Annotated in this window: 16 protein-coding genes; 13 read left to right on the forward strand and 3 right to left on the reverse strand. The window is 67.7% G+C overall.

Going from position 1 to position 17,405, the window contains the following annotated elements; all coding sequences use genetic code 11:
- From AB0I59_RS20335 to AB0I59_RS20350, 4 genes are all read left to right on the forward strand, one after another.
- A partial coding sequence (locus AB0I59_RS20335) for an alpha/beta hydrolase (RefSeq protein ID WP_358134845.1) occupies positions 1-325 on the forward strand: 325 nt, incomplete at its 5' end.
- Between the two features lie 321 nt (positions 326-646).
- On the forward strand, positions 647-1,198 hold the full coding sequence (locus tag AB0I59_RS20340; RefSeq protein ID WP_358134848.1) for a DedA family protein: 552 nt from the start codon (positions 647-649) through the stop codon (positions 1,196-1,198).
- Between the two features lie 61 nt (positions 1,199-1,259).
- Positions 1,260-1,610, forward strand: a complete 351-nt coding sequence (locus AB0I59_RS20345; RefSeq protein ID WP_358134851.1) for a hypothetical protein — start codon at positions 1,260-1,262, stop codon at positions 1,608-1,610.
- A gap of 94 nt (positions 1,611-1,704) precedes the next feature.
- Positions 1,705-2,301 (forward strand): TetR/AcrR family transcriptional regulator, encoded by a 597-nt coding sequence (locus tag AB0I59_RS20350; protein WP_061259804.1) that lies wholly within the window; start codon positions 1,705-1,707, stop codon positions 2,299-2,301.
- A 25-nt stretch (positions 2,302-2,326) separates the two neighbouring features.
- Here AB0I59_RS20350 and AB0I59_RS20355 read toward each other — a convergent pair whose 3' ends face one another.
- Positions 2,327-3,244, reverse strand: a complete 918-nt coding sequence (locus AB0I59_RS20355) for an SDR family NAD(P)-dependent oxidoreductase (protein ID WP_358134855.1) — start codon at positions 3,242-3,244, stop codon at positions 2,327-2,329.
- A gap of 371 nt (positions 3,245-3,615) precedes the next feature.
- Here AB0I59_RS20355 and AB0I59_RS20360 point away from each other — a divergent pair, with 371 nt between their 5' ends.
- The 7 genes from AB0I59_RS20360 to AB0I59_RS20390 all read left to right on the forward strand — a co-directional run bounded on the left by AB0I59_RS20360 (position 3,616) and on the right by AB0I59_RS20390 (position 11,776).
- On the forward strand, positions 3,616-5,043 hold the full coding sequence (locus tag AB0I59_RS20360; protein ID WP_358134858.1) for an ABC transporter substrate-binding protein: 1,428 nt from the start codon (positions 3,616-3,618) through the stop codon (positions 5,041-5,043).
- 46 nt (positions 5,044-5,089) lie between these two features.
- Positions 5,090-6,112, forward strand: coding sequence for an ABC transporter permease (locus tag AB0I59_RS20365; RefSeq protein ID WP_061259801.1), 1,023 nt, complete (start codon positions 5,090-5,092; stop codon positions 6,110-6,112).
- Positions 6,112-8,001: a dipeptide/oligopeptide/nickel ABC transporter permease/ATP-binding protein gene (locus AB0I59_RS20370; RefSeq protein ID WP_358134861.1), complete on the forward strand. Its 1,890-nt coding sequence runs from the start codon at positions 6,112-6,114 to the stop codon at positions 7,999-8,001. Before AB0I59_RS20365 ends, AB0I59_RS20370 begins: the two co-directional genes overlap by 1 nt.
- Positions 7,998-8,996, forward strand: coding sequence for an ABC transporter ATP-binding protein (locus tag AB0I59_RS20375; RefSeq protein WP_061259799.1), 999 nt, complete (start codon positions 7,998-8,000; stop codon positions 8,994-8,996). Before AB0I59_RS20370 ends, AB0I59_RS20375 begins: the two co-directional genes overlap by 4 nt.
- 72 nt (positions 8,997-9,068) lie before the next feature.
- Positions 9,069-10,220, forward strand: coding sequence for an acetyl-CoA acetyltransferase (locus AB0I59_RS20380; RefSeq protein WP_061259798.1), 1,152 nt, complete (start codon positions 9,069-9,071; stop codon positions 10,218-10,220).
- Positions 10,213-10,602 carry a Zn-ribbon domain-containing OB-fold protein gene (locus AB0I59_RS20385; protein WP_061259797.1) on the forward strand — a complete coding sequence of 130 codons (390 nt, stop codon included), beginning with the start codon at positions 10,213-10,215 and terminating at the stop codon, positions 10,600-10,602. The genes AB0I59_RS20380 and AB0I59_RS20385 overlap by 8 nt, the downstream gene beginning before the upstream one ends.
- On the forward strand, positions 10,595-11,776 hold the full coding sequence (locus tag AB0I59_RS20390) for a CaiB/BaiF CoA transferase family protein (protein WP_061259796.1): 1,182 nt from the start codon (positions 10,595-10,597) through the stop codon (positions 11,774-11,776). The genes AB0I59_RS20385 and AB0I59_RS20390 overlap by 8 nt, the downstream gene beginning before the upstream one ends.
- 107 nt (positions 11,777-11,883) lie before the next feature.
- Here AB0I59_RS20390 and AB0I59_RS20395 read toward each other — a convergent pair whose 3' ends face one another.
- Positions 11,884-12,516, reverse strand: coding sequence for a TetR/AcrR family transcriptional regulator (locus AB0I59_RS20395; RefSeq protein ID WP_061259795.1), 633 nt, complete (start codon positions 12,514-12,516; stop codon positions 11,884-11,886).
- A 264-nt stretch (positions 12,517-12,780) separates the two neighbouring features.
- Here AB0I59_RS20395 and AB0I59_RS20400 point away from each other — a divergent pair, with 264 nt between their 5' ends.
- Together AB0I59_RS20400 and AB0I59_RS20405 are read left to right on the forward strand one after the other, a co-directional pair.
- Positions 12,781-14,601, forward strand: coding sequence for a S9 family peptidase (locus AB0I59_RS20400; RefSeq protein ID WP_061259794.1), 1,821 nt, complete (start codon positions 12,781-12,783; stop codon positions 14,599-14,601).
- A gap of 140 nt (positions 14,602-14,741) precedes the next feature.
- Complete coding sequence (locus tag AB0I59_RS20405; protein WP_435831030.1) at positions 14,742-15,824, forward strand: metal-dependent hydrolase family protein; 1,083 nt, start codon at positions 14,742-14,744, stop codon at positions 15,822-15,824.
- 147 nt (positions 15,825-15,971) lie between these two features.
- Here the strand turns inward: AB0I59_RS20405 and AB0I59_RS20410 are convergent, their stop codons facing one another.
- Positions 15,972-17,378 carry an amidase gene (locus AB0I59_RS20410; RefSeq protein ID WP_358134870.1) on the reverse strand — a complete coding sequence of 469 codons (1,407 nt, stop codon included), beginning with the start codon at positions 17,376-17,378 and terminating at the stop codon, positions 15,972-15,974.
- Positions 17,379-17,405: the final 27 nt, after the last annotated feature.

Genomic DNA, 17,405 nt, shown 5'->3' on the forward strand with positions numbered 1-17,405 from the left:
GATCTTCGGTCAGCTCAGCCCGACGACCGCCTTCCTGATCCCCTCCTGCGCGCAGTGGCCGGTGCCCGTCGACCCCGAAGGCCGCACGGTCAGGCACACCGGCCCGGCCCCGATCGTGGTGATCAGCTCGGAGAAGGACACGGCCGCACCGACCAAGGAGGCGGCGAGCCTGACCAGGCAGCTCACCAACGGCGTGCTGGTCACCTACGGAGGCGACCTGCACGGCGCCTACCCGGCCGGCGGCCCCTGCATCACCCGTGTCGTCGAGGACTACATGGTGAACGGCAAGGTCCCCGCCAAGGGAACCTCCTGCCCCGCCACCTGATAGCAATGCCCTGACACGTTTCGTACCGGCATCCCCCTACGGTGCGACGCGGCATCGACAACGGCCCAGGGATCAGGGGTTCCGCTGTCGCCGCCGAAGGCGACCTCAGGTGTTGGCCCGCAAGATCAAGATCCAGACCTCTTCGTCGTACACGGCGCAGATCAGCGTGAACTCTCTCGTCACGACCTGGTAGCGCTGATTCACACAGAGCACCTTGGTCGGCACGGGTGGAGCGGACCCCTAAGGGTGATCTCGGAGATTCCCCTGGGCCTGGCTCGCGGCCATTGCCGCCGCACGAACGGGATTGGGAGCCTGGGCGGCATGGAAAGCGCACTTCACCTCTACGCGCTCCTCCTTCTCGTCACCGTTCCCCCGATGATCCCGAACTCCGCTCTGCTGGCAGGCGCGGGCGCGCTCGCCGCCACGGGCAGCCTCAATCTCCCGCTGCTGGCCACGATCACCCTGGCCGGGACGGTCCTAGGCGACCTGGCCGTCTACGGTGTGGGCAGGAAGTGGAGCGGACGTGCCACCATATGGCTGTCGCGCAGCCCGAGGCGCCGCTCGACGCTGGCGTGGATGACGGACCGCATCCAGCAGTACGGCGTTCCGTCCGTGATCGGCGTCCGCTTCGTCCCAGGAGGAAGGGGGATGGGCGCGATCACCGCAGGGATCGTCGACCTGCCGTTCCGCAGGTTCCTGCTCGCCGCCTGCCTCTCCGAGATCATCTTCGTCACGTGCACCATCGGGCTCGGCTATCTCGGCGGGCGGTTCGTCCCGAGCGGCGGGCCCACAGCCCTGCTGATCGGACCGGCGGTGTCGCTCCTGGTCGCCGGGGTCACCCTGGTCGTCCAGCGGTGTCGCCGCCCGGCCTGACCAGCTCGCTCTCGGCAGTCGGCGCGCAGCCGGATGGGTCGCACCTGGGTACGCTGACCTGGTGACGCAGGGCGAGAATCTCGACATCCTTGTCACGATCTCCCAACGGCAACAGCCGCAGCGCGGCGAACGCGTTTGTGACAGCGAGACAGGCCAGGCGAAAGAGCACGGCCGAATATCATGCCGCACTCGCGTCCTCTCCCTGATGGCCGGAGATCACGCACGTCAGGCAACGCCATGGCCCAAGGCCATGACCTGGGCGGATGACATTATCGGCAGGCGCAATGTCGGCGGCGAGCACCAGGACACCCGGGACGACGCACGCTGGGAGGGGTCAGTGCCAGGTGGTGCACCGGCGCGGTCCAGGTTCGTCGATCACCGCAGCAGTGGCGGCGCGACCTCGCAGGGTTGACGCGACGTATGCTCGACCTCGGTACGTAGGGTGCGTATCGAGATCGAAAGGGATCGGAATGGGCAGGCGCGCAGTCGGTGGGTCGGATCCGCGGGTGATCTCGAGCGATCTGCGCGCGCAACTGGTGGAACGAGCCGGGGTGATGTTCCGGCTCAACGGGTTCGCCGGGACCAGCGTCGACGCGATATGCGCCGAGCTCGGCGTCTCGGGGCCGGCGCTCTATTATCACTTCGGGTCGAAGGCCGATCTGCTGTTCGAGTGCTTACGTATGCCCATGGTGGACCAGATCGCCCGCTGCCAGCAGGCCACTCTCGCCGAACCGCCCGAGAGACAGTTGCCGAAGTTCGTCGAAACCCACGTTCAATGCGTGCTCGCTCAGCCTTATGTTCGCGAGCTTCGCGGAAACTCCGCGGTCAGCATGGGAGTTCTGGTCGAGTCGCTTCCCCCGCCGCAGCGACGCGAGGTCCGGTCCCTGATGCACCAGCACGTGACGGATCTCAAACAAATCATCACGTCCGGGATGGCCAAAGGCGTGTTCCGGATCGTCGATCCGACGGCGGTATCGTTCGCCATCCTCGGGATGGCCGACAATGTGATGTGGGTTCAGCCCGATGGCCCCCTGACGAAGGATTCGGTCGCGCGGATGTACGGCGACCTGGCGCTCGCGATGGTGGCGAGCGCCAAAGGCTGACTCCGTCAGCGTATGCCCTGCCGCCTCACGACGATGGAAGCCACGCGTCCAGGTCCAGTGGCGCGACCAACCGTGAGGGCAGTTCATCGTCCAACTTCTCCAGCGTCCAACGGCCGCGGCTCCACAGTTCGTGGACGATCGTGGGCAGCGAGGAGATGATCAGATGTTCGCCTGTGATGTGGAAAACCTGGCCGTTCGCCCGGCACCGATGATCGGCGAGCCAGGCGACGAGCGGGGAGACATTCGCCGGGTCCATCTGATCGAAGCCTGAAGCGGCGTCATCAGGTGCGGTCCGCATCGCGTCCGGCTCCGTGATCCGTGTCCGTCCGCCCGGGGAAACGACATTCGATCGAACGCCGTACTGCTGGGCTTCCAGGGCGACAACTCGTGAGAGCGCGAGCACACCCAATTTCGCGGTGGCGTAGTTGGCCTGCCCGAAACTGCCGGCGAGCCCGGCCACGGAGCTCGTCATGACGACGGAGGCGTCGGCCGGGTTCCCGGCCTTGGCCCGTTGCCGCCAGTAGGCCACCGCGTGTCGGGTCGGTGCGGCGTGTCCTTTGAGGTGAACGCGGATCACGTCGTCCCAGTCGGCTTCGGTCATATTGGCGAGTGACCGGTCGCGGATGATCCCGGCATTGTTGACCAGAATGTCGAGGTCACCGAAGGACTCGACGGCCATCTGAATCAGATCGGCCGCTTGAGACCAGTCCGATATGTCATGGCCACTGGCCACGGCTTGTCCGCCGAGGTCTCGAATCCGCTGGGCGACCTCCTGTGCCGGTGTCGGATCCGCTCCGGCGCCGTGTACGTCTCCGCCGAGGTCGTTCACGACAACGTTCGCCCCCTGTCCGGCGAGTTCTAACGCGTGCGCGCGGCCGAGACCCCGCCCGGCGCCGGTCACGATCGCGGTTCGCCCCTTGAGACGTGTCATCGCGGAATCCACCCTTCGTTGTTCTAGCGGCGTTGCTTAACGATCGTTAAGACGGTGCATGATGGCGCACCTAGCACAGCTCGGTCAAGAGTCAACAACTCACCTGGTAGATCGCGTTCACCTGCTATTCGAGGTCCATTGACTTCTAACGATCGTTAAGGTTCACTTCCTGGGGAGATCGCATGAGAGGCATGTCTATGTCGGTGAAATCCCCGCTTCGACTGGCTGCTGCGGCCGCTGTCGTCACTCTGGCCGGCGCGGCCTGTTCGGGCGAGTCGACAAGCAACGCAACGAAGGGCGGTGGATCCGAGCTCGCGGCGCCCGGCGGCACCGTCACCTACCGAATGGCAGGCGCACCCGATTCGCTCGATCCATTCAAGACCGTGACCGGCACGACCACCCCGATCACCTACGCGACGTACGACACGCTGGTGCAGTACAACCCGAAGACCAAGGCCTACATCGGCGTGGTCGCCAAGTCCTGGGAGGTCACTCCCTCGTCGATCAAGTTCCAACTGCGGTCCGACGTCAAATGCCGAGACGGCTCCGCATTCACTCCGACCGATATCGCCGCGTCTCTCAAGGCCTACACGGACCCTAAGACCGGCTCCCCCTACGCGACGCGCTGGCTGGGGAAGGCACCTTTGACCTTCACCGCAGACGACGCCGGCTCCACCCTGACCATCACCGCGGCCGAGCCGTTCGGCGCGCTGCTCGCCGGTCTCAAGATGGTGCCACTGGTGTGCCCAGCCGGGCTCAAGGACAGAGCGAAGCTGGCATCGGGCGCGGAGGGCTCAGGTCCCTATGAGCTCGCGGACAGCAAGCCGGGACTCTCCTACACACTCAAGTTGCGGGACGACTACACCTGGGGACCCAGCGGCATGACGTCGGGAGCGCCAGGCGTGCCGGAGACCATCGTCCTGAAGGTCATCAACAGTGATGCCACCGCGGCGAACGAGCTGCTCGCCGGCACCATCGACGTCTCCGGGCTCGGCGGCGTCGACGCACAGCGCGTCCAGAGCAACAAGTCCATCGCCAAGACCGTCGTCGCCACCCAGGGACAGTGGTCCGTGGTCGGTAACGAGGCGGCCGGTCACGTGACAGCGGACCCGGAGGTGCGACACGCACTGTTCCAGGCGATCGACCGGAGGGCCCTGCTTCTCGCCTACCTCGGTGCCACGGCTTCCGACGTCGAGCTGGGGACGAGCGTCCTGCCGCCGAACATGCCGGGGTACGACGCAAGCACCAAGGAGCTCGTGCCCCAGTTCTCGCCGGACGCGGCGAAGGCCACGCTGTCGGCAGCCGGATGGACCGAGTCGGGCGGGCATTGGACCAAGGATGGCAAGGTCCTGCAGGTGCGCGTCATCGGTGCCGGGTGGGGGAACGCGAACGAATATCTCGCCTCGCAGCTCAAGAACATCGGCGTTGACGTCAAGCTCTCCGTCACCGACGACAACGGGTGGCTCGCCGACCTGTCGAGCGGAAACTACGACATCACGATCTTTCCGATCGACAACTCCATCGAGGCGCCGACTGGCGTGATGTCGTTCTACGTCGGCGCGCTCCCGCCGGCCGGCACGAACTTCATTCGCAACGGCGACGCCGAACTGTCCGCGCTGGCCGACAAGGCGGCGGCCTCGGTCGGGGCCGAGGCGGACAAGCTCTGGGCAACCGTCCAGACGAAGCTGCTCCGCAATTACGACCTGCTGCCATGGCAGGTGCCGGTCACGTCCATCTACACGTCCCCGAAAGTCACTCTGCAGATCAACGGCCTGCCGAGCACTCTCGCGATCCGCCGTACCAAGGGCTGACCGGAGATGAAGGCAACTGGGCAACGGACATCGTTTGGAGCGGCCCGTGGCTGAAGAGGCAGCCGTCGTCTCCCGCCCGACTCAGCAACTGTCGAGTCGGGCGGGGTGGAGCGACATCAAGGCGCGTCACCCGTGGCTGGTTTTCCTGCTCTCCCGCGTCGCACGGCTCGTTGTCGTTTGCGCGCTGCTGCTCGTCGGCACTTTCTTGATGGTTCGGCTGATGCCCGGCGACCCGGCTCGGCGGATCCTGGGCCTGCAGGCCACGCCGGAAGCCGTTGAGCTCACCCGGCATCGCCTCGGGCTGGACAGGTCGCAGTTCGAGCAGTTGTGGTCGTACTGCAGGAACGCCCTGCACCTGGACTTCGGCGAGTCGTTCAGCCAGGGAGTGCCGGTACGGGAACTGATCGCCGAGCGCTTCCCAAAGACAGTGGAGCTCGCGGCGGCGGCCACGATGGTGCTGCTCATCGTGGGCTTCGGGGTCGGCACCCTCATGGCTGTTCTCACCCGCGACGGGCGACGGCCCAGACTGGACGCCACGTACGGCACCAGCATGGGTGCGCTCAGCGCTGTCCCCGACTTCGTGCTGGCCGCACTGTTCGCGGTGGTCTTCGGTCTCTACCTCAAATGGTTTCCGGTCGCGGGGGACAACGGTCTGTCGAGCTTGACGTTACCCACGTTGGCGGTGGCCATCCCAGGCATCGGGTTCCTGTCGCGAGTAGTGCGCGCCGAGGCCCTCGACGTCCTCTCGCAGAACTATGTCCGAACCGCACGAGCGAAGCGGCTGACCAGTTGGCGGATCTACGTCCGGCACGTGATGCCGAACGCCGCCTACGGTGGCGTGACCCTCGCCGGCGTCTCCTTCGCCTCGCTCGTGGGGGGCACGGTCGTCGTCGAGCAGGTCTTCAACTGGCCGGGCATGGGATCCGCGCTGACCAGCGCGGTCGTGAACCGTGACTACCCGGTCGTGCAGGCGGGGGTGCTGCTCCTCGGTGCCACTGTCGTGATCGTGAACACCCTCGTCGACGTCCTGCTCGCGATCGTCGACCCCGGCGCGTTGCGGGAGAACTGATGCGCAACAAATACCTGCACGCCCTTGTCCGGACACCCAGCGGAGCGATCGGGGCGCTGACCCTCCTCCTGATCATCGCCCTTGCCGTCGTCGGGCCGCTTCTGTGGCACGACGCGGCGCAGGCAGAGAATGTGACCAACCTCAATCTCGGAGTGTCCCGAGATCATCTGTTCGGGACCGACGGGTTGGGCCGTGACGTCTTCGCGCGCACCATGGTCGCTACACGTCTGTCGCTGCTCCTGGCCGTCGGCGCGGCGGTGGTGGGAGCGATCCTCGGCTATGTCGTCGGAATCGTGATCGCCGTTCTGCCCGCCCAGCTTCGACGCGTGTGTCTGGCCGCGGTCGACGTTTCGTTGAGTTTCCCGGTGATTCTTCTCGCGATCGTCTTCGTCGCGATGTTCGGAGGCGGCACGACGAGCACAATCGTGGCAATCGGCATCGCCTTCGCACCGCCGCTCGCGCGGCTGTCGAGCAATCTGGCGCTTGCCGAATCGCGCAAGGAATACTTCCGGATCGCGCGAACCCTCGGTGTGCCGACTCGAACCCTCCTCTCCCGCTATCTTCTCGCGAACATCGCTGAACCGCTGTTGTTGACGTTCTTCTACGCCATCGGCTCAGCGCTCGTCGCCGTGTCCGCGCTCTCCTTTCTGGGCATCGGCGTCCAACCGCCCAGCTACGACTGGGGAGTCCTGCTCGTCAACGGCTTCACGCTGCTGTACGTGCAGCCGGCTGCGGCCCTGGGTCCGGCAGCCATGATCGTCGTTACCGGTATCGGCCTGGCTCTCGTCGGCGAGGCGTCGGCCCGGGCCGCCAACCCCAGACTCACCGGGGCGCGACGCCGCACGGCAGGCGACGACGCACAGAACGCGCAGGCAGCCGCCGAACCGACACCCGATGACCCAACGCCCGACGACCTGGTGCTCGACGTCCGGGGCCTCCGCGTCGCGTTCGACACCCCCGCCGGCGAAGTGGTGCCCGTACGCGGCATCGACCTGCGGATACGCAAGGGAGAGGTGCTCGGCCTGGTCGGCGAATCCGGATCCGGGAAGAGCATGACCGCCCTGGCCATCGCCGGCCTGGCGCCCGCCAACGCGCGGGTCACCACGGAGCGTTGCCGCTTCCTCGGACATGCCGGGACTCCCGCGGGTCTCAGGTCGCGGCGGATCGGGCAGCGACTCGCCATGGTCTTCCAGGACCCGGCGACGTCGTTGAACCCGGCCATGCGGCTCGGCACGCAGATGACCGAGGCGGTTCGCGCCGGCGGCGCCGGCCGCCGCGAAGCCGTCGAACGCGCGGTCGAGCGGCTCACAGACGTCCGTATACCGGCGCCCGCGAGTCGGCTTCGCGACTTCGCCAATCAACTGTCCGGCGGTCAGCGGCAGAGAGTTATGATCGCGATGGGCCTGATGACCGAACCGGCGCTGATCGTCGCCGACGAACCCACCACAGCGCTCGACGTCACGGTACAGGCGCAGGTACTCAGTGTGCTTCGCGACGTCAACGTTCGAAGCGGAGCCTCGGTCCTGCTCATCAGCCACGACATGTCGGTGATCGCCCAGATGTGTGCCAAGGTCGCCGTAATGTACGCCGGAGCCATCGTCGAGTACGGCGACACAGCCGACGTCGTACACCGGCCGCAACACCCCTACACCCGGGCGCTGCTCGCGTCGGTCATCACGCTCGACCACTCCGCGGAAAGCGAGGCGCCGGCCGAACCCGGTGGCGTCGCACAGTCGGCCGACGGCCGGAACAGGCCGGGCGGGTGCAGCTACCTGGCCCGCTGCCCCATCGCCTCCGAGCGCTGCGCGGACGAGATTCCGCCGCTCATGCAGGGCGCGGCCGGCGAGGTCGCCTGCTGGAATATGGCCAACAAGGAGCAGTTGGTATGACAGCACTGGAAGTAACCGACCTGCGCGTTCAGTACGGCCGGGGAGCGCGCGCCGTCCGCGCGGTCGACGGAGTCAGCCTCGCGGTCCCATCCGGTGGCACCCTCGGACTCGTCGGCGAGTCCGGAAGCGGCAAGTCGACGGTCGCCCGCGCGCTCGTCGGGCTCACCCACGGCAGCTTTCAGCGCCTGGTCGTCGCCGACGCCGAGTTCAGTAGCTGGTCACGCCCAGCGGAAGCCCGGGTTCGCCGTCACGTCCAGTTCATCACCCAGGATCCGTCGTCGGCCTTCAACCCGCGATCCACCATCGGCGCCTCCATCGCCGAAGTGCTCGCCTCGCCGGTAAGGGAATCGGCGAGCGGGACGGCGCGCACCCCGGCCGAGCTGCTCGAACTCGTAGCTCTCGACACCGGCGTGGCCCGGCGCTACCCGCACGAACTGTCGGGTGGGCAGCTCCAGCGCGCGTCCATCGCGCGCGCCCTCGCCGCCAGGCCGAGCGTTCTGATCGCGGACGAGATCACGTCCGCACTCGACGTCGGAGTCCAGGCCGGCATCCTCCGCCTCCTCGGTGATCTGCAGAAGGAGCTGGCGCTCTCGATCGTGTTCATTTCACACAACCTCGCGGTGACCCGGCACATCAGTGACCAGGTCGCCGTCATGTATCTCGGCAGAATCGTGGAGGCGGGCGACTCGGAGGAAGTCCTCGTACAGTCGCGCCACCCCTACACACGCGCGCTCGTCGACTCCGTGCCTCGCCTCAAAGTCGGCGCGCCGTTGCGACTTCCGATTCAGTCCGAGCCCCCGGACCCACGGCACCCGCCCGCCGGATGCCGCTTCCATCCCCGCTGTCCGGTCGGGCCGCAGACGAATCCGGAGCGGACAGACTGCATCGAGCACGACCCCGGAACGATCGCAACGTCCGCGAGCGATGCCGCGTGTCACTACGCGTCCCAGGCGACCCGAACGATCGCGGCGCAGGACACCCCGGTACCCGGGTGAGCCCAGACCGGCCGACGCCAGGAAGACGGGGAATCCGGGCACGCCGCACCCATGGAAACACGAAGGGACACAATGACAGGGCTCAAAGCACGCCCGGCCTATATCGCGGGCGTCGCCGAAACGCCGCTCGGCAAGGTGCTCGACCAGACCGAGCTATCGATGGTCGCGCTGGCCGCCAAAGAGGCGCTCGGAGAGGCCGGAATGACCATCGCGGACGTGGACGGCCTGTTCGTCAACTACATGGGCGAGGAGGGCACGGTCCAAGTCGGCGAGTATCTCGGAATCGAGCCGCGGGTCGCCGACTCCAGCGATCTGGGCGGAGCCGCCTTCGAGGCGTTCGTCCATCACGCCATGCTGGCGGTCGCGGCGGGAGAGTGCGAGGTCGCGCTGATCGCGTACGCGTCGCGGCAGAGAAGCCGGCGTAACCGCCGCCCTCCCGTAGCCGACGCGGCCTCGCTCACCGCGCAGTTCGAGCACCCCTACGGGCTGCCCGCGCCCATTGGGCACTATGCGCTCATCGCGGCCCGCCACATGGCCCAGTACGGCACCACATCAGAGCAACTCGCGCAGGTCGCCGTGGCGGCGCGCAAGTGGGCGGCGCTGAACCCGAAGGCGTGGATCAGAACGCCGTTGACCGTCTCCGACGTGCTCGAATCACCGCTGCTGTCCGACCCGTTGCACACGCTGGACTGCTGCCTGGTGACCGACGGAGGAGGAGCCGTCGTTGTCACGACACCCGAGCGGGCGCGCGATGCCGCCAAGCCCGCGGTGCGCGTCCTCGGGGTCGGGCAGAGCCATACCCACTGGCACATCGACCAGATGCCCGATCTCACCGTCAGCGCCGGCGTGAAGTCGGGTGAGGCCGCGTTCCGGATGGCCGGGATCGTCCCCGCGGACGTCGACGTCCTCCAACCGTACGACTCGTTCACCATCACCGTCATCAAGGCGCTGGAGGACCTCGGGTTCTGCGAGCGAGGCGAGGGCGGTCCATTCGTCGAGAACGGCCGGCTCGAACCGGGCGGTGACCTTCCGGCGATGACCTCCGGAGGCGGCCTGTCGTACAACCACCCGGGCGCGCTCGGCGTTCTTCTTCTCGTGGAGGCGGTGCGTCAGTTGCGCGGCGAGGCGAACGACCGCCAGGTCGCCGACGCCGAGATCGCCGTGGCGCACGGTGTCGGCGGGTTCCTGTCCACTTCTTCGACGGTGGTGCTCGGTCGTGACTGATCTCTACTACGGTGATCCGCTGTCCCGGGCGTTCTGGGACGGGGCACGCAACGGAGTCCTCGTCCTGCAGCGATGCGCCGACTGCGGCCGGTGGCAACACTATCCGCGCCCGCTGTGCCTCGGTTGCGAGTCGACCTCGCTGGAGTCCGTACCCGCGAGCGGATTGGGAACCATCTACTCCTGCACGACGGTGAGGATCTCCGCGAGGCCCGGCCTGGAGCCGCCGTACATCGCAGCCATCGTTGAACTGGATGAAGGACCAAGAATGCTGACAAACGTTGCCGGAGACACCGCGCGAATCGGCGATCGGGTACGAATCGGCTGGCGCCACCGCACCGACGCGCCACCCCTGCCGATCTTCACGGTTGACGCCGATGCGTGAGCCGAGCCCGACGACCTCAGGACCTCTCGCCGGAACCGTCGTCGTGGAACTCGCCGGCATCGGTCCCGGACCGTTCGCGACCATGCTGCTGGCCGACCTCGGCGCCGACGTCATCCGCGTCGACCGCATCGTGCCCGGCGGCCCGCAGTTCCAGCAGGGCTACCGCAAGGACGTCGTCAACCGGGGTAAGCGTTCAATCGCGGTGGACCTCAAGAACCCTGACGGCCGCGGCCTCGTCCTGGACCTGATCGAACGCGCGGACGTACTCGTCGAGGGGTACCGGCCCGGTGTGGCCGAGCGGCTGGGCCTCGGGCCCGAGGACTGCGCCGCCCGCAACCCCCGGCTGGTCTACTCGCGGATGACCGGGTGGGGTCAGGAAGGCCCGTTGTCGCAGGTGGCCGGCCATGACATCGGCTACCTGGCTCTCACCGGAGCGCTGTGGGGGATCGGGCGCGCCGACGAGGCGCCGGTGGCCCCTCTCAACCTGGTCGCCGACTACGCCGGTGGTTCACTCTTCCTCGTCATGGGCACCCTCGCGGCGCTCATCGAGGCACGAGCCAGCGGGGTCGGCCAGGTCGTCGACGCGGCGATGGTCGACGGTGTCAGCGTCCTCACGATGATGATCACCGCGCTGTCCGAGATGGGCCTATGGGACCCGACGCGCCGGGGAGCGAACGCGTTCGACTCCGCCGCTCCCTACTACGACGTCTACGAGTGCGCCGACGGCAAGTGGGTCGCCGTAGGCCCACTGGAGCCGCACTTCTTCGCGGAGATGGTGCGGATCACCGGCTTCCGCGAGGGCGACGACGACCGCTTCGTCCAGCCGCCACCGGCCGAGTGGCCGGCCCACAAACACGAGTGGGCGGCACTGTGGCGCACCCGCACCCGGGACGAGTGGGCCTCCCTGCTCGGTGGCACCGACGCCTGCGTGCAGCCGGTCCTCGACTGGCAGGAGCGCGCGCGGCACCCTCATCTCGTCGCGCGCGGCACCTACGTCGAGCTGGACGGCATCGCGCAGCCGGCGCCCGCCCCGCGGTTGTCGCGCACGCCCCTGTCGGTGTCGGGACCCCCTTCCTACCCCGGGGAGCACACACGCGAGATCGCCAAGGAGCTCGGACTGACCGACGACCAGATCGGCGCGCTCGTGACCGCCGGCGTGGTGAGCGCCGGATGAAGAATGCACGAGTGGTGCGGGACGGGACCCGGCGCGTTCTGACCGGTCCGGCACGCCGGGCTGTGTGCTGGGCCGATGACGGGCGGCATCGGGGTGCTGGGGGTTGCTCAGCTGTCGCCGGTCGCGTCGAACCGGCCGGTCCATAGACAGGCTGCGGCATAACCGAAGAGCTCGCCCCGGGGTTCGCCGGTCTGCACCCGGGCGAGCGCGAAGCCGCCGAGGGTCGCGGCCAGCATCCTTGCCAGGTCGATAGCCGGGATCGGCAACGACTCGCCGGCCGCCGCGGCGTATCTGGTCAGCTCGTCGGCGAGCTCCTGCATCTGCGCGCCGTAGCGACGCTGCGAGTCCGCCTCGATGGCGCTGTCCCCGCGTGCCGTCAGCCGCAACTCCATGGACAGGTCGAGGGCCGTCTTCGTGGTCGGCTGGTTCGTCATGTCGGCCCAGTGCAGGCCGAAGGCCTCGAGTGCCTGGATCATCGGCGTGCCCAGGGGGGCCGCGTCGGTCAACCGGGGGATCCGGTTTATCTCGTCGAATGCCTGGGCGAACAGTTGGCGCTTGCCGCCGAAGATCGAGTAGATCGATCCCGTCGTGACGCCGGCCCTCTCGGCCACCGCCTCCACGGAGGTGGCCAGATAGCCGCGTTCCTTCGCGATCTCGCGTACCGCCTCGATCAGGGCGGCGCGCGTGGCGGCCTTGGCCGCGGACCTTGCCGGCCATCGGGTCGAAGTCGCATCGCTCATTTGGCGGCACCCCTTGATTAGTTCCGTAACGACACTATTATAACTTCATTATAGCCCACTACTGGAGGGTCCATGACGCGTCAGGTCACCCCCGAAGACCTGTTTCGCCTGCGGTTTCTACGCGGCGCCGACCTGTCGTCGGATGGCAGCCGTTCCGTCTATGCGTTAACCCGAGTGGATACGGAGACCAATACCGAACACGTCGACCTCCATTTGCTTGACGTGGCAAACGGCACATCGGTACGACTCACTCACAGCGATTGTGTGAACACGGCCCCGGCCTTCTCGCCGGACGGCACACACATCGCGTTCATGTCCACCCGAGGCGGCACGCCGCAGCTGTGGTTGCTGCCGGTCGCCGGCGGCGAGGCCCGGCAGATCACGAACCTCTCCCAGGGGGTGGGCAGCGGTGCGGTGTTCTCCCCGGACGGGAGCAAGATCGCTTTCACCGCCGGGCCGGCCGGCACGTCTCGGGACCCGAGCGCCCCGTATCGCGTGACCCGCACCGTATGGCGGCAAGACGGGATCGGCCTGGTCGATGACGCGCTTCAGGACATCTACGTTCTCGACCTCACCACGGACGCCGAACCCCAGCGGCTCACCTCGGACGGATGGATGAGCAGCGCTCCGAAGTGGACCCCGGACGGACAGGCCATCGTCTTCGTCGCCGGGCACAACCCGGATTCCACCAAGCCGGACTCCCGCCTGCACCGGGTCACCCTCGGCGGTGAGGTCAGCGATGTCACCGGTACGGATGACGAGGTCGTCGTCTTCACGCACACCGTGACCGCCGACGGCAAGGTCGTCTACCTGACCGGTTATGAGGCGCACACCAAGCCGGGCGTCCGCCCGTCGCTCTACATCGTCGATCCGGCCACCGGGCAGCGTGAGAAGCGGGGCGCCGACATCGCAGGTCACCTCGGCGGCCTGATGCAGACCGACAGCCCATCCGCCGGCTTCGTCGCCGGCGTCGTCGGCGGCATCGTGCCGACCGAGGACGGTACGGCGGCGCTGCTGCAAGTGCAGGCCCGCGGCGCCGTATCGCTCGTACGGATCCAGCTTTCCGGTCCCGAGCGGCACCAGGTCATCGTGACCGGCGATCGGGTCTGCACCGCCGTCGGAGCGGCCGGCGGCAACGTGGTGTTCGCCGCCTTCGGCTTCACCGAGCCGGGCGACCTGTACGTCGCCGACGCCGACGGCCAGAACGAGCGGCGGCTCACCCGGACCAACCATGCGCTGCTGTCCGAGCTCGCGCTGCCGACCGTTCATCGGCTGTCGTTCCGCAGCAAGGACGACGCGGAAGTGGAGGGCTGGTTCCTCTGCCCGGCCGACGCCCAGCTTCCGGCGCCCACCGTGTTGGCGATCCATGGCGGTCCGCACGCGGCCTGGGGTTACAACTTCGGGTTCGACTCGCTCATGTTCAACGGAGCCGGGTTCGGCGTGCTGCAGGTGAACCACCGCGCCTCGACCGGTTACGGGGACGACTTCGCCACCGCGATCCACGGTGACTGGGGCAACCTCGACTACGCGGACCTGATGGCGGGTGTGGACCACGCCATCGAGCTGGGCCTGGCCGACGCGGACAGGCTCGGCGTCTGCGGGATCTCCGGTGGCGCCAACCTGACCGGCTGGGTCATCGGGCACACGGACCGGTTCAAGGCGGCCTGCCCGGAGAACCCGCTGTTCAACTGGATCAGCTTCTTCGGCACGAGCGACGTCGGCGCCTGGATGGGCGTCTCCGAACTCGGTGACACCCCGTTCGAGCTGCTCGAAACCTACGCACGCTGTTCGCCGATCACCTACGCCAAGAACTGCACGACGCCGACGTTGTTCCTGCAGCACGAGAACGACTACCGCTGCCCGGCCGAGCAGACCGAGCAGTTCTACACCGCGCTGCGGATCGCCGGCGTTCCGGCCGAGATGCTGCGCTTCCCCGGCTCCAGCCACGGTGGCTCCGTCATCGGCCCGATCGGGCACCGCCGAGCGCAGAACGACGCACTGCTCGACTGGATGAGCAGGTACGTGCTCGGCAAGGAGGCCGAGGTCACCGAAACGGTCCCCCACATCGAGAGGAACAGCGCGTGAGCACATCCGTCCGTACCGTCTTCACCGGTGGCGACGTCTTCGACGGGACCGGTGCCGCGCCGAGTCCCGCCGATGTCGCCGTTCAGGATGGCCGGATCGTCGAGGTGGGTCAGGGGCTGGACGGTGACGTCGAGGTCAGCGTGGCCGGCCGGACACTGCTTCCGGGGTTCATCGACTGCCATGTGCATGTGACCCTGGAAACGATCGACCTGATGACCCTCATGCAACAGCCGTACGGGTACGGCCACTACATAGCCGCCGACAATCTCGCCAAACTGATTTCGATCGGCATCACCACCGCCCGGGACGCGGGCGGCGCCGATCCGGCCGTGAAGCAGGCCGTCGCCGATGGGCGAATTCCGGGTCCGCGGCTGCTGATCGCGATCCAGATGTTGAGCCAGACAGGCGGGCACAGCGACGGCTGGATGCCCTCGGGCCAGTGCATGGCCTCGCTCGGAACCGGAACGGTACCCGGTATTGGCAGCAGCGTTGTGGACGGCGTCGAGGAGATGCGGCGACGGGTGCGCGAGCTGGCGCGTGCGGGTGCGGACCAGATCAAGATCGCGACCTCCGGGGGAGTCCTGTCCCCTGGGGACGATCCCCGCCATTCCAAGCTGCTGCCAGAGGAGATCGAGGTGGCGGTGATCGAAGCGCGCGCGGCGGGAATTCCGGTGATGGCACACGCCCAGGGAACACAGGGCATCAAGAACGCGGTCGAAGCGGGTGTGCGGTCCATCGAGCACGGGATCTACCTCGATGAGGAAGCGGTCGACCTGATGCTCAAGCACGGCACGTATCTCGTGCCGACCCTGCTCGCGCCGCGCAGCGTCATCGAGGCCACCAGCAACGGAGTCGCGATCACCGACTCCTCGCGGCAGAAGGTGCACGAGGTCATCGCCCACCATCAGCGCTCCTTCAAACTCGCGGTCGAGGCCGGCGTTCGGATCGCGATGGGCACCGACGGGGTCGGCTTCCCGCATGGCAGGAACCTTGAGGAGTTGGAGTTGATGGCCGCGGCCGGCATGCCCGCGGCAGACGTGCTGAAGGCGAGCACGAGCACGGCCGCGCGGCTTCTCGGGCTCGACGCGGAAGTCGGCACCATCGAGCCGGGCAAGCAGGCGGACCTGGTGGTGGTGGACGGAGACCCCCTCCAATTCGCCGACCTGACCCAGCGGATTCGCGCCGTGTACCAGCGAGGCGTACTCGTCGCGTCCCACGGCTGACGCCACGACGCGCGTTCGCCACTGGACGATCGGTTCCGACGTTCCGGCGCGGAGACGCAGAGAGGGTCTCCATGATCCGGTCATGCTGACCGGGTCATGGAGACCCTTTTCACCGCGATCCACGTGAAGACCGGCTGATCGAGCCGGTCAACGCCCCTCGGGAACGCGCAGATGCCAGTCCGTGTCGCGTTGGAAGGCGTCGACGACCTTCAGCACCACGGCGTCGCCGAACGGCCGGCCGGCGATCTGCAGCCCCAGCGGCAGACCATCACCGTCGAATCCCGCGGGCATCGAAGCGGCGGGATTGCCGACGGCACTCCAGTACGGCGTGTAAGCCGATCTGATGCCGTGGGTCGGGTCCATCTCCGCGATGTACCGCAGCGAGACCGCGCCTGTGACCGCGGTCGGAGTGAGCACCACGTCCACCTCGGCGAACAACCTGGCCAGGGCCTTTCGCCCGAAGCGGCGGACCCGCTGCGCCTGCACATAGTCGGCGCCGGTGTATCGCGTTCCACAAGCGAGGACAAGACGCGTGGTGGCGCCGTAGTCCCGCCACCGCCGTTGGAGGTCGGGCCGGTGGTAGGCGAACGCCTCACACAGCAGGACGACGATGAGCGCGGTGGCGAGCTCGTCGTAGTACGGGAGCTCGATGTCGACGACGCGCGCGCCCCGGCCTCGCATCACCTCGATGCCGTCACGCAGGACCTCCGGCAGAGCCGGATCCTCTTGGTCACCTGCCACGCGGAAGAGCCGATCCACCCCCACGGTCAAGCCGGACAGGTCTCCATCGAGGTGGCGCGCATAGTCAGGTACGCGACGGCGGACGGAGGTCGGATCAGACGGGTGGTGTCCGGCGATGACCCCGAGCATCAGCGCACAGTCACGCGCGGACCTCGCCATGGGTCCGACCGTGTCCAGGCTGTGCGCGAGCGGCACACAGCCGGACTTCGGCACGAGTCCATACGTGGGTTTCAGCCCGGTGACCGCGCAATAGGCGGCGGGAGCTCGAATGCTTCCCGCCGTGTCGGTACCGAGTGCCGCCGGCACGATCCCCGCGGCGATGGCGGAGGCCGACCCGGAGCTGGAGCCTCCCGTGTATCGCTCCAGGTTCCAGGGATTGCGCGGCACCGGCGCCCGCTCCTCGTCAGGCGGGCCGACGGCGAACTCCATCGTCGTCGTCGTGGCGAGCATGATCGCCCCCGCGTTCCGCAGCCGCTCGACGACCACGGCATCGGTCCCGTCCGGAGGCCAGTCGAGAATCTCGCTCCCGGCTGTCGTGTGCGCGTCGGCGAGCTTGAAGATGTCCTTGACGGCCACGGGGACACCGCCGAGCGGGCCGATGTCGAGGCCGGCGGCCTGCCGTTCATCGACGTCGGCCGCCGCGCGTTCCGCGTGTTCGGTCAGCCTGGACTTGAGCGCGTGAAGATCCGCGTCCACCCGATCCGCTCGTTCGAACGCCTCCCGGACGAGGTTCAGGCTGGTGATGTCACCAGCCTGAACGCCCTCGGCGAGCTCAGTGAGCGTGCGCGGCGACGCATCCGTCCCTCTACTCATCGGCGGTACTGAACGGGTCGGCTCGGA

The sequence above is a fragment of the Microtetraspora glauca genome (genome assembly GCF_040656155.1).
Taxonomy (GTDB): domain Bacteria; phylum Actinomycetota; class Actinomycetes; order Streptosporangiales; family Streptosporangiaceae; genus Microtetraspora; species Microtetraspora glauca.

Coding starts and splice junctions, on each gene's coding strand:
- AB0I59_RS20340 (WP_358134848.1), top strand. CDS start 647: ATGGAAAGCGCACTTCACCTCTACGCGCTCCTCCTTCTCGTCACCGTT.
- AB0I59_RS20370 (WP_358134861.1), top strand. CDS start 6,112: ATGCGCAACAAATACCTGCACGCCCTTGTCCGGACACCCAGCGGAGCG.
- AB0I59_RS20375 (WP_061259799.1), top strand. CDS start 7,998: ATGACAGCACTGGAAGTAACCGACCTGCGCGTTCAGTACGGCCGGGGA.
- AB0I59_RS20380 (WP_061259798.1), top strand. CDS start 9,069: ATGACAGGGCTCAAAGCACGCCCGGCCTATATCGCGGGCGTCGCCGAA.
- AB0I59_RS20390 (WP_061259796.1), top strand. CDS start 10,595: ATGCGTGAGCCGAGCCCGACGACCTCAGGACCTCTCGCCGGAACCGTC.
- AB0I59_RS20395 (WP_061259795.1), bottom strand. CDS start 12,516: ATGAGCGATGCGACTTCGACCCGATGGCCGGCAAGGTCCGCGGCCAAG.
- AB0I59_RS20410 (WP_358134870.1), bottom strand. CDS start 17,378: ATGAGTAGAGGGACGGATGCGTCGCCGCGCACGCTCACTGAGCTCGCC.